This is a genomic window from Pseudomonas sp. NPDC077451 (assembly GCF_044543345.1).
GTDB lineage: Bacteria > Pseudomonadota > Gammaproteobacteria > Pseudomonadales > Pseudomonadaceae > Stutzerimonas.
The window spans coordinates 78,388-93,627 of record NZ_JBITVX010000003.1; the positions used below are offsets into that span (position 1 = coordinate 78,388).

Annotated in this window: 16 protein-coding genes and 1 riboswitch; of the genes, 5 read left to right on the plus strand and 11 right to left on the minus strand. The window is 58.0% G+C overall.

All coding sequences use genetic code 11. From position 1 onward, the window contains the following. Positions 1-158 precede the first annotated feature (158 nt). Positions 159-806 (plus strand): hypothetical protein, encoded by a 648-nt coding sequence (locus ACIGHL_RS06940; RefSeq protein ID WP_128121328.1) that lies wholly within the window; start codon positions 159-161, stop codon positions 804-806. Between the two features lie 62 nt (positions 807-868). Here ACIGHL_RS06940 and ACIGHL_RS06945 read toward each other — a convergent pair whose 3' ends face one another. The 4 genes from ACIGHL_RS06945 to ACIGHL_RS06960 all read right to left on the minus strand — a co-directional run bounded on the left by ACIGHL_RS06945 (position 869) and on the right by ACIGHL_RS06960 (position 4,063). Then, entirely contained in the window at positions 869-1,636 is a 768-nt protein-coding gene (locus tag ACIGHL_RS06945) for an SDR family oxidoreductase (protein WP_128121327.1), read from the minus strand. A gap of 27 nt (positions 1,637-1,663) precedes the next feature. Further along, positions 1,664-2,731 (minus strand): phosphotransferase family protein, encoded by a 1,068-nt coding sequence (locus tag ACIGHL_RS06950; protein WP_128121326.1) that lies wholly within the window; start codon positions 2,729-2,731, stop codon positions 1,664-1,666. A gap of 239 nt (positions 2,732-2,970) precedes the next feature. Then, a complete protein-coding gene (locus ACIGHL_RS06955) occupies positions 2,971-3,285 on the minus strand; it encodes an SCP2 sterol-binding domain-containing protein (RefSeq protein WP_045427587.1) in 315 nt (104 codons plus the stop codon). 64 nt (positions 3,286-3,349) lie between these two features. After that, on the minus strand, positions 3,350-4,063 hold the full coding sequence (locus tag ACIGHL_RS06960) for a histidine phosphatase family protein (protein ID WP_128121325.1): 714 nt from the start codon (positions 4,061-4,063) through the stop codon (positions 3,350-3,352). A 180-nt stretch (positions 4,064-4,243) separates the two neighbouring features. On the opposite strand from ACIGHL_RS06960, the gene sohB reads away from it, so the two are divergent. Both sohB and ACIGHL_RS06970 read left to right on the plus strand, forming a co-directional pair. Beyond that, the gene (gene sohB, locus ACIGHL_RS06965) at positions 4,244-5,269 is read left to right on the plus strand and encodes a protease SohB (protein WP_128121324.1); all 1,026 of its coding nucleotides are present in this window, start codon (positions 4,244-4,246) and stop codon (positions 5,267-5,269) included. A gap of 11 nt (positions 5,270-5,280) precedes the next feature. Further along, complete coding sequence (locus tag ACIGHL_RS06970; RefSeq protein ID WP_128121323.1) at positions 5,281-6,270, plus strand: YhdH/YhfP family quinone oxidoreductase; 990 nt, start codon at positions 5,281-5,283, stop codon at positions 6,268-6,270. A gap of 269 nt (positions 6,271-6,539) precedes the next feature. On the opposite strand, the gene ACIGHL_RS06975 is transcribed toward ACIGHL_RS06970, so the two are convergent. The 3 genes from ACIGHL_RS06975 to ACIGHL_RS06985 all read right to left on the minus strand — a co-directional run bounded on the left by ACIGHL_RS06975 (position 6,540) and on the right by ACIGHL_RS06985 (position 9,261). Then, positions 6,540-7,034 (minus strand): DUF934 domain-containing protein, encoded by a 495-nt coding sequence (locus ACIGHL_RS06975; protein ID WP_128121322.1) that lies wholly within the window; start codon positions 7,032-7,034, stop codon positions 6,540-6,542. After that, entirely contained in the window at positions 7,018-8,676 is a 1,659-nt protein-coding gene (locus ACIGHL_RS06980; protein WP_128121321.1) for a nitrite/sulfite reductase, read from the minus strand. The genes ACIGHL_RS06975 and ACIGHL_RS06980 overlap by 17 nt, the downstream gene beginning before the upstream one ends. Before the next feature lie 366 nt (positions 8,677-9,042). Then, a complete protein-coding gene (locus ACIGHL_RS06985) occupies positions 9,043-9,261 on the minus strand; it encodes a DUF2970 domain-containing protein (protein WP_128121320.1) in 219 nt (72 codons plus the stop codon). Between the two features lie 159 nt (positions 9,262-9,420). Continuing rightward, positions 9,421-9,553, plus strand: a riboswitch (cobalamin riboswitch). 89 nt (positions 9,554-9,642) lie between these two features. On the opposite strand from ACIGHL_RS06985, the gene ACIGHL_RS06990 reads away from it, so the two are divergent. Both ACIGHL_RS06990 and ACIGHL_RS06995 read left to right on the plus strand, forming a co-directional pair. Next, complete coding sequence (locus ACIGHL_RS06990) at positions 9,643-9,930, plus strand: hypothetical protein (protein ID WP_128121319.1); 288 nt, start codon at positions 9,643-9,645, stop codon at positions 9,928-9,930. Positions 9,931-10,030: 100 nt separating this feature from the next. Further along, the gene (locus ACIGHL_RS06995) at positions 10,031-10,309 is read left to right on the plus strand and encodes a cobaltochelatase subunit CobN (protein ID WP_241509238.1); all 279 of its coding nucleotides are present in this window, start codon (positions 10,031-10,033) and stop codon (positions 10,307-10,309) included. A 644-nt stretch (positions 10,310-10,953) separates the two neighbouring features. On the opposite strand, the gene ACIGHL_RS07000 is transcribed toward ACIGHL_RS06995, so the two are convergent. From ACIGHL_RS07000 to ACIGHL_RS07015, 4 genes are all read right to left on the minus strand, one after another. Then, a complete protein-coding gene (locus tag ACIGHL_RS07000) occupies positions 10,954-11,403 on the minus strand; it encodes a 3-phosphoshikimate 1-carboxyvinyltransferase (protein ID WP_128121318.1) in 450 nt (149 codons plus the stop codon). 47 nt (positions 11,404-11,450) lie between these two features. Next, positions 11,451-12,794, minus strand: a complete 1,344-nt coding sequence (locus ACIGHL_RS07005; protein WP_128121317.1) for a leucine-rich repeat-containing protein kinase family protein — start codon at positions 12,792-12,794, stop codon at positions 11,451-11,453. A gap of 70 nt (positions 12,795-12,864) precedes the next feature. Then, positions 12,865-13,920, minus strand: a complete 1,056-nt coding sequence (locus ACIGHL_RS07010; RefSeq protein ID WP_128121316.1) for an RNA methyltransferase — start codon at positions 13,918-13,920, stop codon at positions 12,865-12,867. 100 nt (positions 13,921-14,020) lie between these two features. After that, entirely contained in the window at positions 14,021-15,169 is a 1,149-nt protein-coding gene (locus tag ACIGHL_RS07015; RefSeq protein ID WP_128121315.1) for an MFS transporter, read from the minus strand. Between the last annotated feature and the right edge of the window lie 71 nt (positions 15,170-15,240).

Here is a 15,240-nt window from a genome sequence, read left to right on the forward strand (position 1 = left end):
AGCCAACGCCAAGCTCCTCCTAGTACTGCGGTACGGGTTGGTTGAGCGAATGGCAAACAGCAGAATGTCGACTCGTCTCCAGTGTTCCTTTCTGGTGCTGGCTGCTCTGATTGACCGTATCGATAATGCTCCGTCGGATTTCGGTGGATTTGTGGGCAATGCAATATATAGGGCTTGCGGTGGTTGTCGCGTTACTTGCACTGCTCAGTGGCTTGGTCGCGGTGCGATTACTTGTGGGTGGGCACTGGTTGCTCGGCTGGTTGCGTGGCACCCTCGGAATGCTGGTACTTTCGCTGGCTGGCCTGGTTGGCCTAGTCGCCTGGGACGTCACGACCTATCAGCCGTTGAGTGATGGCACGCCGCTGGCTTCGCTGACCTTTCAGGCCGATGGTCATCAGCGTTATCGGGTGCAGGTGCAAGAGGGGCAGAGCACTCGCTTTGTCACGCTTGAAGGCGATCTCTGGCAGCTCGACTTGCGCGCACTTCACTGGAAGGGGCTGGCGGCGCTCATTGGGTTGGAGCCTGGCTATCGGTTGGAGCGCCTTTCAGGTCGCTATCTGGCCGTCGAGCAACAGGATCAGGCGCGTCGTCCCTATGTGCAGCTGGGAAACAGCCGGGCGGGAGTGGATTTCTGGGCGTGGTTGCATCGGTGCGAGTGCACTCCGCTAATGCTCGATGCGCAACTGCGCCGAGTTAGCTATCTACCGATCGCTGACAATGCCGTTTATACAATCGAGATGACCCCTGCCGGGCTGTTGGCGAAACCGGCGAGCGTCGCAGCAGAACAGGCGATGAAGGGCTGGTAGCCAGAAAGCTCCGAAAAAAAAAGGGAACCTAAATGGTTCCCTTTTTTGTATAAGTCGCTTGATCAGGCGAGGTAGCCGCCGTCTACATTGAGCGACAGACCGGTGGTGTAGCTCGATGCATCGCTGGCGAGATAGAGCACAGCGCCCGCCATTTCGCTGGGGTCCGCAACACGGTGTAGTGGGATATGACGTAGCGCTTCTTCGCGGATCGAGTCGTTCTTGACCAGGGCCGAGGCAAACTTGGTGTCCGTGAGGCCTGGCAGCAGGGCATTGCAGCGAATGCCCTGGGGCGCGCACTCTTTGGCGAAAGCCTTGGTCATGTTGATCACCGCTGCTTTGGTGACCGAGTAAATACCCTGGAAGTTGCCCGGCGTGACGCCATTGATCGAGGCTACGTTGATGATGCTGCCGCCACCATGCTCACGCATCAATTTACCGGCCTCAACGGACATGAAGAAATAACCTCGGATATTCACATCAACCGTTTTCTGAAAGGCTGACACGTCGGTATCCAGAATATGGCAGAACTGCGGATTGGTAGCCGCGTTGTTGACTAAGATGTCCAGCCGACCGAACTGTTCGCGAATTTGAGCGAAGACAGCCTGGATCTGTTCGAGCTCACCGATATGGCAGGCGACGGCTGTGGCCTTGCCACCGTCAGCGTTGATCGCATCAGCAACCGCCTGGCAGCCATCAATTTTGCGGCTTGAAACAATAACCTGGGCGCCTTGCTGGGCCAGCAGTTTGGCGATGGCTTCGCCAATGCCACGGCTGGCGCCGGATACGAAGGCAATCTTGCCGTCCAAGTCAAATAGGTTGGTCTTAGTCATGGAGTCGGTTCCTCTTGGTGAGCTGTGTTACAGCTTCGAGTTGTTAATAACCTGCAGGCTCACTTGCTCGAGCAGGGCGTTCATTTGTACGAACTTGGCGAACCGCTTGTCCTGGGTCTGACCGTGGAAGTAGCGGTAGTAGATTTGTTGAACAATCGCCGCCAGGCGGAACAGGCCATAGGTGTAGTAATAGTCAAAGTTGTCGATGCGGATACCCGCGCGCTCGGCGTAGTAGTCAACAAATTGCTGGCGAGTCAGCATGCCGGGCGCGTTGCTGGGCTGTTTGCGAATCAGCTGCATCGGCGCCGGGTCCGTCGCTTCTATCCAATAGGCAAGCGTATTGCCCAAATCCATTAGAGGATCACCCAGCGTAGTCATCTCCCAATCCAGAACGCCGATGATCTCCATGGGGTTATCCGGATTGAGGATTACATTATCGAAGCGGTAGTCGTTGTGGATGATGCCCGGCTTGGGGTGATCGGCTGGCATCTTGTCCCGCAGCCAAGCCTTAACCGGCTCCCATCCAGGCGCGTCAGCCGTGATCGCTCGCTCGTACCGATCGATCCAGCCATTTATTTGCCGCTGGACGTAACCTTCGGGCTTGCCCAGATCACCTAGGCCACAGGCGTTGTAGTCAACATTGTGCAGGTCGACGAACTTATCGATGAAGCTCTTGCACAGCGCGGTGGTCTGCTCCGGCGTGAATCCAAGTTCGGCGGGCATGTCCTCACGAAGAATAATGCCCTTGACCCGCTCCATCACGTAAAACTCGGCCCCGATAAGCGTCTCGTCGGTGCAATAGGCGTAGGCTTTCGGGCAGTACGGAAAGCCAGCGTTGAGCTGGTTGAGTATTCGGTATTCACGTCCCATGTCATGTGCGGACTTGGCCTTGTGACCAAAGGGAGGACGGCGGAGCACGAATTCCTGTTTCGGGTATTCCAGCAGATAGGTCAGGTTGGACGCCCCCCCTGGAAACTGCGAAATACTCGGCATACCTTCAAGTCCCGGAATGTGGGCTTTCAGGTACTGGTCGATGGCCTCGGTGGGCAGTTCTTCGCCGTCACGTATACGGCTGGTCTGATCAGTAAGCGCCATGCTTGTCCCTTTTCTATTATCGATGCCTTAATGGCCAGCTATGGCAGGCTTGAGCCGCTGCGCCATTGACCATCCGACGACCCTAATCTAATGCCCGCATTGAGCATCACCAAGGGAAGTCGGCCGTTATTGGCCGGGGTGTTGCCGCGTAATCAAGGCGCCTGATGCTTGGAAAATCCTACAAAAAGCGCATAAAAAAGCCGAAGTCGTGGGACTTCGGCTTTTTACGTCAAGGTAGATCAGGCCGGAAACAGCTCGCTCAACTTCAGCGCCAGCATCATGTCGCCTTCGGCTCGCAGCTTGCCTGCCATGAAGGCCTGCATGCCGTCGGTTTCACCGCTGATGACGCCCTGCATGGTTTCGCTATCCATGATCAGCGTAACGTTGGCATCAGCCGATTCGCCCTTATGAAAGTCACAGGTACCGTCTTTTACGACCAGGTAGTAGTTCTCGGCATCGGTGATATTGAACTGAAAAACCAGATCCAAGCCGGCCGCAGCGCTGGGGTTGAATTTGGCCTTCATGCCCTGGATGGTTTCGTCGACATTGCTCATCGGATATGACCCTTTATTGTCGTGGGGAAAAACGTGCGGCTATGGGGCCGCGGTCGGCTGGAGCTTATCGATAGGTGACGAGCTCCGGATTCTTCAGCAATTCTAGGTGTGCGTGGCTATTGAATGATGCCAAGGCGACGTCCTGATCACGAAACTTCAGGCGGCTGATTGACGTATTGACGATCTGCCAGTTCAGTTCGAACGCCTTGATAGGTGGTACGCCGACGATCAATTGCAGCAACGCTGTGATCGTACCGCCAGACGTGAACACGGCGATGTGATCTTTTTTGCTTGCCTGTTCGAGCAACCGGCTCAATCCGGCCTGAACGCGGCTTACGAAACTCTGCCAGCTTTCAAGCCCCTGCTTTTCGTGATCGCCAGAGACCCATCGCTGAATGACATATTTGAACAGTCGCTGAAACTCCGCACGATGATTAGCTGCATTGCCAAAGACCTGAATGGCCCCTGGCTCAACGGCCAAGAGATCGTCCATATGTGCGCGAATCACTTCGTCGGCGCGAAACTCATTGAAGGCAGCGTCAATCTGTATAGCCGGCAGTGGGCTTCCGAGAGGAGGAGTCATTCGCTGGAGCGTTGCGCGCGCGGTGTCCAGTTGTCGATTCAACTCCCCACTTACGCAGCGGTCAAAGCGAATACCCATCTGCTCCAGATAATCACCTAGGGCTGCCGATTGCTGGAAGCCGACTGGAGACAGTACGTCATAGTTCTCTGCGCCAAATGACGCCTGGCCATGTCTGATCAGGTAGATACTGCCCATGCGTTGCTCCGGCACCCAGTTTTCGCGAGCGTAGGGGCATCGTAGTGGAGTGTCAACGATAAATCATACGTTCGTTTGAATCTGGTTCCGCTGGCTCAGCCGGTAATGTAATCGGTATGCTTGAGCAATTTTCGCCAACTCGGGTTCCTGCTGGCGACCGTGGTTAATTGAGGAGGGTCTGTGGAATTTCTTGCTGACTATGCAAGCTTTCTGGCGAAGACGGTAACGCTGGTAGCCGCTGTCTTGGTGGTGCTGGTGGTGCTTGCTTCGCTGCGTCGTGGGCGGTCCAAGCAAACGGGTGGACATCTGGAAGTACACAAGCTCAACGATTTCTACAAATCGATGCGCGAGCGTCTCGAGCAATCAATGATCGAAAAGGATCAGTTGAAACTGCAGCGCAAACAAGAAACGAAGGCAGCCAAGCTGGCCAAGAAAAACCCAGAAAACCGTTCCCGAGTCTTTGTGCTCGATTTCGACGGCGACATCAAGGCATCGGCCGTCGACAGTCTTCGTCACGAAATCACTGCTCTGTTGACCATGGCCACACCGAAAGATGAAGTCGTTCTACGGCTCGAAAGCGGCGGTGGTATGGTTCATGGCTATGGACTTGCTGCTTCACAGCTGGTGCGCATTCGCGATGCCGGCGTGCCGCTAACGGTATGTGTCGACAAGGTTGCTGCGAGTGGCGGCTACATGATGGCCTGCATCGGTCAGAAGATTCTCAGCGCGCCATTTGCGATCCTCGGTTCCATCGGTGTAGTTGCGCAACTGCCCAATCTGCATCGCCTGCTCAAAAAGCATGACGTGGATGTCGAGGTGCTGACCGCCGGTGAGTACAAGCGCACCCTGACCATTTTCGGTGAAAACACTGAGAAGGGTCGGGAGAAATTTCAAGACGATCTGGAAACCACTCACGAACTGTTCAAGAACTTTGTCGCGCGGTATCGCCAGCAGCTGAGCATTGATGAGGTCGCTACGGGTGAGGTGTGGCTCGGGATCGCGGCGCTCGGCAAACAATTGGTTGATGAATTGCAAACCAGCGATGAATACCTGGCCTCCCGGGCCCGTGAGGCTGATCTGTTCCAGCTGCATTACGCAGAGAAGAAAAGTCTGCCTGAGCGATTCGGCATGGCTGCAAGCACGGTCCTCGAGCACGGTGTGCTGAAGGGCTGGACGCGTCTTAATGAACAACGTTTCTGGCAATAAGGGGTTTACTAATGGCTCGCTTCAAAGCACTGCAAACCAATGAAAACGGTGGTCGTTTCGAAACAAGCCTGATGGAACGGGACACTGACGAGTTGCCGGCAGGCGAAGTACTGATCCGAGTCACCTACTCGTCGCTCAATTACAAGGATGCCTTATCGGCGAGCGGCAATCGCGGCGTCACTCGCAGCTTTCCACACACGCCCGGTATCGATGCGGCAGGGACTGTTGCCGAGTCAAGTGTGGCCGACTTTTCCATAGGTGATGAAGTGATCGTCACCGGTTATGACCTTGGAATGAATACCGCTGGTGGTTTCGGTCAGTACATTCGGGTTCCGGCAGCGTGGGTCATTAAGCGCCCGGTAGGGCTTTCGCTGCGTGAGGCCATGGCCCTCGGCACGGCTGGCCTGACCGCTGCACTGTGCATAGATAAACTTGAGCAAGCAGGTCTCGAGCCAACTGACGCGCCGATTCTGGTAACGGGCGCGACCGGCGGGGTCGGCAGCATTGCGATAGCCCTGTTGTCCCGCCTGGGATACAAGGTGGCTGCAGTGACGGGCAAGGCCGAACAAGGCGACTTTCTTCGCAAGCTTGGGGCGACCCAAGTCGTTGAGCGTAGCGCGTTACAGGCTGGCACCGAGAAGCCCCTGCTCAAAGAGCAATGGGCGGGGGCGGTCGATACTGTCGGTGGCGATATTCTGTTCAACGTGGTGAAGTCGCTGCAGCGTGGTGCGAGCGTGGCATGTTGCGGCTTGACCGCTGGGACGCATTTTCAGGCTAACGTACTGCCGTTCATCTTGCGTGGGGTAAATCTACTGGGCGTCGATTCGGTTGAGATCCCTCTGGTCGTCAAAGCTTCGATGTGGGACAAGCTTTCAGTGCAGTGGAAGCTGCCTAATCTAGACGACCTGGTGCAGGAGATTTCGCTGGAACAGTTGCCTGAAGCGATCGAGCGTACCTTAGCTGGTCAGCAAACCGGAAGGATGTTGGTTCGACTCGACTGAGCGTATAGGCAGACGCGACGCTATTAGCGTTTTGCTTGTTGAGCATAGTAAAAACCGATTTCTCCGCTGTTATCGATTGAGAGAAGCTAACGCTACTTCAACGCAGCAGGAGCCGCTCATGAAAACACTGGCAGAGAAAATCAAGGCAGCCTTCGGTAGGAACTCTACCACCGCAATCGAGCGGATAGAGCATCCGAACTTTTGGATGTACCAGTAATGAAAAACCCGCCAAACAGGCGGGTTTTTTACAGCGTAGCGTTGGGTCTGCCTTATCTGCGGCGAAACAGCGGAAGAGGTTCGTCTGCGGCGGCCTGGTAAGTGACTGAGAAATCATTCAGACCTTCCAGCGCATCATGAGGGTCGCGATCAGGGCGCACGGCAAAGGCATCGAAGCCGCAACGGCGCATGTAGAATAGCTGATCACGCAACACGTCTCCGATGGCGCGGATTTCGCCTTTGTAACCGTAGCGATCTCGTAGCAGTCGCGCAGTCGAGTAATGACGGCCGTCGGTGAACGCGGGGAAGTTCAGTGCGATGACCTGAAAATTTTCCAGGTCATCGGCAATCTCCTCCACGGCCTCGTCGGAATCCAGCCAGACTCCGAGACCGCCGTCACGAACCTTGAGGGCATGAGCATGATCGAGCCATAGCTGGAAGGGTACGATCAGATCGTCGCAATTGGACAGGCCATCGAGGGTCACGTCCTTGGGCAGCAGGTGCCAGGTTTCGTCGATAACCTGGCCGTCCTTAATGATTCGCTGCATAAACGCGCTCCTTGAAGGGGTCGATACCGATTCGGCGGAAAGTATCGAGAAACTGTTCATCTTCCGTACGGCGCTCCACGTACACACCGATCACCTTTTCGATCACGTCGGGCATGACGTCCTGGGCAAAGGACGGACCGAGGATCTGACCCAGGCTCGCGTTACGACCGGAGCTGCCGCCGAGTGAAACCTGATAGAACTCGGCGCCTTTTTTGTCTACGCCAAGAATGCCGATGTGACCCACATGGTGGTGTCCGCATGCGTTCATGCAACCGGAGATGTTCAGGTCGATATCGCCGATGTCAAACAGGTAATCCATGTCATCGAAGCGGCGTTGAATGGCTTCGGCGATCGGGATCGATTTGGCATTCGCCAGGGAGCAGAAGTCGCCACCTGGGCAGCAGATGATGTCAGTCAGCAAGCCGATGTTCGGCGTGGCGACTCCGAGTTCGCGTAACTCGTGCCACAGCTCGAACAGACGTGATTGCTCGACATCGGCCAGGATCATGTTCTGCTCGTGGGAGTTGCGTACTTCGCCAAAGCTGTATCTATCCGCCAGATCGGCAATGGTCTCGAGCTGCTTGTCTGTAACGTCACCTGGCGCTACGCCAGTGCTTTTCAGCGACAACGTGACCGCTGCGTAACCGGGTTTCTTGTGAGCGACAACGTTGCGCTCACGCCAGCGAGCGAAGCCTGGGTGCTCGGCATCAAGCTGGGCGAGCACAGCGATCTGATCTTCAAGAGACTTGTACTCCGGGTCGACGAAGAATTTGCTGACCCGCTCGACTTCGGCTTCGGTCAAAGTATTCGCGCCGTCTTTCAAATACGACCACTCGGCCTCTACACGCTCGGCAAACACTTCAGGCGTTAGGGCCTTGACCAGAATCTTGATGCGCGCCTTGAACTTGTTATCACGACGACCATAGCGGTTATACACACGCAGAATCGCATCGAGATAGGTCAACAGGTGCTGCCATGGCAGGAACTCATTGATAAAGCTGCCCACGATCGGCGTACGGCCAAGACCGCCACCCACGGATACGCGGAAGCCCAGCTCGCCTGCCTCGTTGTTGACCGCTTCGAGCCCGATGTCATGGACCTCAATGGCTGCACGGTCACTTGCAGCGCCGTTTACCGCAATCTTGAACTTGCGTGGCAGGAATGCGAATTCTGGATGGAAAGTCGACCACTGACGAATGATCTCGCACCAGGGGCGGGGGTCGACTAGCTCGTCTTTGGCCACGCCGGCGAACTGGTCGGTGGTGGTATTGCGGATGCAGTTGCCGCTGGTCTGGATGGCGTGCATCTGCACGGTTGCCAGTTCGGCGAGAATGTCAGGGACATCCTCCAGCTCGGGCCAGTTGAGCTGCACGTTGGTACGGGTACTGATGTGGGCATAGCCCTTATCGTACCGACGGGTGATGTCGGCCAGCTTGCGGATCTGAGTAGACGACAACAGCCCATAAGGCACAGCAATGCGCAGCATCGGCGCATAGCGCTGGATGTACAGACCGTTCTGCAGGCGAAGAGGCAACAATTCTGCGTCAGTCAGTTCACCGGCGAGATAGCGGCGAATCTGGTCACGGAACTGACGCACGCGATCCTCGATGATGTGTTGGTCATACTGGTCGTATACGTACATAAATGTCCTGTTTTTTCAGGCTGTCTACAGCTTCTGCGCGCACGGCCGCGCACCCGTTGATGGGAGGCCGGCACGATACCAGCTAGCGTTTATGCGCAAAAGTGATGTTTGGGAATATGTTTAGAACGAAACGCTGCTTTTCAGACATTTCAATCGCCGGCCTTGAGCGCTCCGTTTGCATGGTCTTAACTGCAATCAATGCGATCCTCAACAACAAGGTACGCCCCTGTGTCAGAGCATTTGAAACGCCATGATAATGACAGCTGCGCAGATGCCGCCGCGATCTTCTTTCTGATCCTGCTCGCGGTGGCGACAGCAGTGTTCTGGGTTAGCCACCAATAGCCTGGCGGCCTCTACATAACCGGGTCAAACGCCGACTAGATAGAGCACCAGCTTGACGACCCCCAGAATCACCAGGACGAACGCTACGGTGAAGCCGACCCCGAGCAGAATGAAATGGCTGGGTTTACCGTGGCTGAAGTCCCGCACCCGATTCTTCCCGCTCTGCACGCCCAAAGCGCCGGCCAGCATACTTTGAAGCATCTGCCGTAGCGTGAGCGATTTGGGTTGCCTATCGTCGTCCATAAGTGTCTCCGTGAGGCTGACTGCCTTGAAGTCTAGTCAGCAATCCTGATTCTGGAGAGATCAATGTGATGTCCAGCGACGTCAACGGGTCGTCACGCTTGTTGTTGCTTGAGCTTGCCTAGGTCGGCGCCTAAGGTTCGCGCCTCGGCCGCCCAGCGGTTGAACAATTGAAGTGCGTGGTGCCCGGATCATGGTCCGGGTTAAATGGGAAATCAATGCAAGCTGATGCTGCCCCCGCAACGGTAGAGTCGATTCGACCGAACCCGATACCAGCCCGTACTTCCCAGGAACTGTCGCGGTGGGCGACGTCCTCAGTTTTGTCGCTGTGCCGGTTTGGCTAGGCGCCTTATCTGTTGCCCACTGCACCCGGATGAAATGGGCATGTCTTTCGCCTTTCGCTGCGTGGCACTAGCGCTTCTGTTACTGACGCAAGTGGCGCCGGTCAGTGCCAGTCAGATCAACGCGATCATTTCCCAATACAGCGCTGCCGAGTTCGCTTCAGCTGCCGCTTTGCTAAAGCAACGATTCCCTGAGCGTACCGTTAGCGCCCGGACTCCGGAGCAACTGGCAGAGCTGGACGACGCCGCGATCGTCCAATGGTTGCCAGTGGAAGGCGCTTGCTCGTGGTGGGCGTATTCGGGACGGAAGTCGACCATTTGCAACCGTTGATCGAGCGATACAGCACGGGCGAGCGCTTCATCATGCACAGCGACCAGGCGTTGGTGGCGATGAGCCGCACCAATGACCGCATGGTATTTGCAACCATCCGATCCGTACGCCGGAGGCGTTACCGACCGGGCGCAATTTCCATGCGCTCGACAGTAGCCTGATCCCGAGTCGCATCCGCTGGAGTATCGGTAGCGAGCTGGCCAACTGTGCGCGACAGCGGCCAATGGAGCAGGGCGGACGCGAGGCCGTCATTCTCTGGGCATCCGATACCGTCCGTGATGAACGCGCCATGATCGCCTTCGGACTGGCCCTGCTTGGCGTAGAGCCTGTGTGGAACAGCCGGGGCATCGTCGAAGGCATCAAGCGATACCTGCTTTAAACCGGGCGCGAGCGACGCGAGCTGATGTTCACCACCTCCGGTTTGTTTCGCGATCTCTATGCTGATCAGCTTGCAGTGCTCGAATGCGTACACGCGCTTGGAGTCGATGCCTTTCTCGAGAAGGGCGCCAACGTCCATGTCAAAAGCAACATGCTCGCAATCATGCTGGTGGCGATTCAGAAGGGCTTTTGGAAGGCCGGCGAGGCGACCCATCACGCGCTGGCCGAGCAGTTCGCAGCCCTGGTTGCTGAGCACGGCTTGCCGGGAAGTGGGCATACCCGGCCGGTTCGAGTGGCTGTTGCCGAAGCTATCTGACCCATTGCGCGACGCACTGCAGGCTCGGCTCGATTCGGCACTGCGCGCGGTGCCGCAAACGAACGCACCGAGCAGTATCAGCGAGATTCAGCCGGAGGCGACGGACACGCCACCAGCCGCGCCAGATCAAGCTGAAACCCAAGGTGATCAAAGCGCCAGCCGATACCTTTAGCTGGCTGCGCTGATCGTTCTGCTGCTATTGGGGCTTGGCATCTGGCGTGGTCGTGGGCCTCGGCCGAGGGGAGTTGCGTAGCGTGTTCGACAATCAATTGTTCAGTTGGCTGCTGCGGAGATCGTTGCAGACTCTTCATCTGCAGGCCTGCTATCGGTCATCCTTTGAACCAATCCCACAGCCCCAGCGAATAGTTCGGCAGCAGATTGATTCCGAGTGCCGACTTGACCAGATAGAGCGCGACCAGGCCGATCAGTACCGAGAAGAACAGAAACGCCGTGATCGCTCCGGCTTTGGCCGCTAGCGACAGGCTCCGTTGGGCTCGGCTCAGGCTGCGCTTGTTTCGCCCGCCAACCAACACGAAATAGTACTGGTTGCTCCACAGGCTAAAAGTACTGCGCAGATCAAGCTTGTGCCTGGCCCACGAGCGGGTGGCGAAGGCATTGCGTAAAGCATCCAGTTGCTGCGGTGTGAACGTCTCGCGCAGCTCTTCAGGAAGCCGTTGCTTGAGTCCGACCACGAACGGGTCCTGGTCGAGCGTGACGGTTTCCTGGGTGCTGGCGTAGCATTCAGATGCTTCATCGGGTTTTGATTCTGGAGCGAGCATAGCGTCAGGTTGCCGTCGGGAAGCGAGAGGGACGATGGCTTATGCAACTACCCGGCCGAAACGCTCTGTTGCGCTGTTATTTGCTGCAACTGCTCGACCAGCTGGTCGAAATCGGGGCGGTGGCTGGGGTTTTCCTGCATGCATTGACCCTGCAGGGTGGCGAGGGTCGTCAAGCGCTCGTCCTGACCGTATGCATCGCAGCGGTCCAGTAATTCCTCGAGCAAACAGCCGAACGCACGCGCTTCAATACGCCTTAGCGCCTGACCCGCAGTGGTTTCCGGATCGAAGAACGAGGCGGCGCCGAAATCGCTGAGCAGCGCTTGGCCGCGCGAATCGACCAGCAGGTTATGTGCGTAGAGGTCGCCATGCAGGATGCCGCGCGTGTGGAGGTGGCTGGTTGCAGAAGCTGCACCTGTCGCGATCCGCAGCAGCTGTTCGGCGGAGAACCGCTGCCCGGGTGCGTAGCAGTCACGGGTGCAACTGGCTAATGATGGCGGATCGGCGAGCACCCGGTAAGAAGGATCGATGAGCTCCATCAGCAAGCCCGGTAGCGCATCGGTGTGCTCGGCCAGTGGTCCGGCAATGCCGATCAGGTTGGGATGTTCGCCCGCGGCAATACAGGCCGCCATCTCGCTGTGAGGCAGCCCATCGCTGGTCAGGCTGCCTTTGAACAGTTTGGCTGCCATGGCACGGCTCGGCTGGCCGGGCGCTTGCCAGTCAGCACGATGAACGACGCCCGATGCGCCCTGGCCAAGCACGTCGCCGAACGTGATCTGCCTGCGGTCGACCGGTGGCAGCGGATGCTGCGCCAAGGTCTGCGATTCCAATGCATCGCTGAACGGGTTGCCGGCGAACGCCAGCCAACTGAGACGCGGCATAGACAACAGCCACTGCGGCAATGCTGGCAAGTGATTGGCGGCGATGCGCAGCAATTCCAACTGGCGGCAGCGAGCAAGCGATTCGGGCAATGCGGCTAGCTGGTTGCCGGCGAGCATCAGCTTCTGCAGGCGGTCGCAGCGTCCAATCTCGTCAGGCACCGCTTCGAGCTGGTTGTCGGTCAGGATCAGCCAGCGCAGCCTGGGCGGCAGCGCTTCAGCGGGCACGTGGCGGATGCGATTGGCTTTGAACCCAACCATCTCCAGACTGGCGCAGTGGCCGATCGAGGCGGGCAGCTCGGTAAACGGGTTGTCCGAGCAGAATAGGATGCGCAGCTTATGCAGGCGCGACAAATCGTCAGGCAAACTGCTGAGCTGGTTCCCTGATAGGTTGAGAATTTCCAGGCTATCAGCCAGGTCGAATATGGCTCGAGGGAAAGTCTCGAGCTGTTCTGACAGGTCCAGGCGGGTCGTTCCGGCGAGATCGCCGCGTTCAAGTTGTGCCAAGGTGTGCATGCGTGTTCTCGCGTCCGGTCGGAGCCGGGAATTGGGTCAATGCGCTAGGACACTGCACGCGGTAACCCGTTCAATTCGCGTCTAGCACGGGCGATTCAGCCGGACGCTGGCGTGCACGGATCACACGCTCCGCACGGGCGCGCAGTTGTCCGCAGCCGCCATCGATGTCCTGTCCCGCCGAGTTGCGCACCTTCGTCAGCACCCCGTTTTCATGCAGATAGCGCATGATCTGATGGATCCGATCAGCATCTGGTCGCTGAAACTCGTCGTCATCGAGGCTGTTGTAGGGGATGACGTTCATGATCGCGAACTTGCCGCGCAGCAAGCGGATGATCCCGTCCATCTCGTCCTGGCTGTCATTGATGCCTTTGAGCAGCGTCCACTGATATTGAATCGGATAGTCGACGAGGCGGGCATAGGCTTCGCCCAGCTCGACAAGCTCGGCGGGATCGAACTGAGGCGCCCGCGGCAGCAACTCGCGGCGCAATACGGCGTCCGTGCTGTGTAGAGACAGGGCCAGAGCGGGTTTCACTTTCTGCAGTGGCAAGCGCTCGAATACGCGCCGGTCGCCAACCGTGGAGAACACCAGGTTCTTGTGCCCGATGCCTCCATCGGTGCCCAGCAAGTCGATGGCGTCGAGCACGTTGTCCAGGTTGTGAGCAGGCTCGCCCATGCCCATGAAAACGACTTTCTTGACCGGGCGGAAACGTCGTGCGAGGGCGACCTGGGCGACGATCTCGGCGCTGCCCAATTGGCGCAACAAGCCACTCTTGCCGGTCATGCAAAAGACGCAGCCCACGGCGCACCCGACCTGACTCGATACGCAGAGACCCGCTCTGGGCAGCAGCACGCTCTCGACCATCTGACCGTCAGCCAGCGCCACCAGCAACCGTGCGGAACCATCCGAGCCCGGATGCTCAGAACTCAGGCGGGCCAGCCCTTCGATTGACTGGCTGACCTCATGCAAGCCGTTGCGTACGGACAACGGGAGGAAGTCTTCCGTCCGTTGGTGGCGCGTGCCGGTATCCAGCGGTGTGCCATTCAGCCAGGCACGGGTCACCCGGCCAATGTGGATGGGCTTGGCGCCGATCGAGGCGAGCTGCTGGTGAATGTCTTGGATACGCATAGGCCGCGCATTCTAGCCAAACGTCATTGACCGGTCTGTAGCTCTCTGCGCGATGCTGGTGCCAGACCTCGTGCTCCACACCTCATGCTCCGCAGAGCGGTTAGTCTCTGAACCAATGGCTCCCAAGCGCTAGCATGATCAACAGCGCCGCGAGCAGGGCGAAGGCCAGCGTCAGCGATGCGAAGTGAGCAATCACGCCGATCAGCGCCGGCCCTGCGAGCACCCCTGCGAACCCGATGGTGGTCGCTGCGGTAATGGCTTGATGGACAGGCATGGCGTTCTGTCGGCTCAACGACGAAATCAATACCGGCGAGACGTTGGCGCAGCCAAGCCCGCAGAGCCCATAACCGAGCAGGGCAAGCCCCCAATGCTCGGTGAGAATGGTCAAGCCAATGCCGAATGCAGCCAGCAATCCGCCCAGGCCGATCACTTTGGCGGTGCCCAGGCTGTTGACCACCGGCGCGCCGGCGAAACGTCCGACTGTCACCATCAGGGCGAAGCTGGCGTATCCCAGTCCGCCTTTGGCGGTTTCCAGTGCCTTCTGCTCAGTCAGATAAAGTGCGCTCCAATCTAGCACTGCGCCTTCGGCCAGATAGACGACGAAGGTCATGGCGCCGACCAGCAGCACCGCGCCTGTCGGGCGGATGAAGGCGACTCCGCCGGCTGGCGCCTTGTCCCGTAGATAACCAGGGCTCACTGCGAGATTGGCGAGGGCAATGACTGCGATCATCAGCAGGGTGCCGGTGGCAGGGGCGAGGCCAAGCGTCAGCGCGCCGGTAAGTGAAAGCGCGCCGCTGATCGAACCTAAGCTGAACATGCCGTGAAAATTCGACATGTGGCGCTTGCCCGTGTCTCGCTCGATTACTACGCCCTGAATGTTGAGCACTACGTCGATCACGCCAAGGCTGCCACCGAAGCAGAAAAGCGCGAGGGCCAGCACCGCGAGCGACTGGCTGAAGGCCATGCCCAACAGGGCGAACAGCAGCAGGACGACACTGCAGAGCACCACCGGACGGATGCCGCGTCGTGTTACGAGCAGTCCGGACAGTGGCATCCAGGTCAGCGAACCGACACCGATACACAGCAGCAACGTACCGAACACTGCGTCGCTCATCTCGATGCGTTCGCGCACGTACGGCACCAGCGGTGCCCAGATCGACAGACCGAATCCGGCCATGAAAAAGCCGATGCGTGTCGCGCGGCGCGCGATAGGTGAGGTTGCATTAACGGGCGTAGTAGCCGCAGGCATCTCAGGTGTCCTTGCTCTAACGGAGGGCCGCGTTCATACGATCGAGTGATCGGCTGCGGCGCGCATTGTGT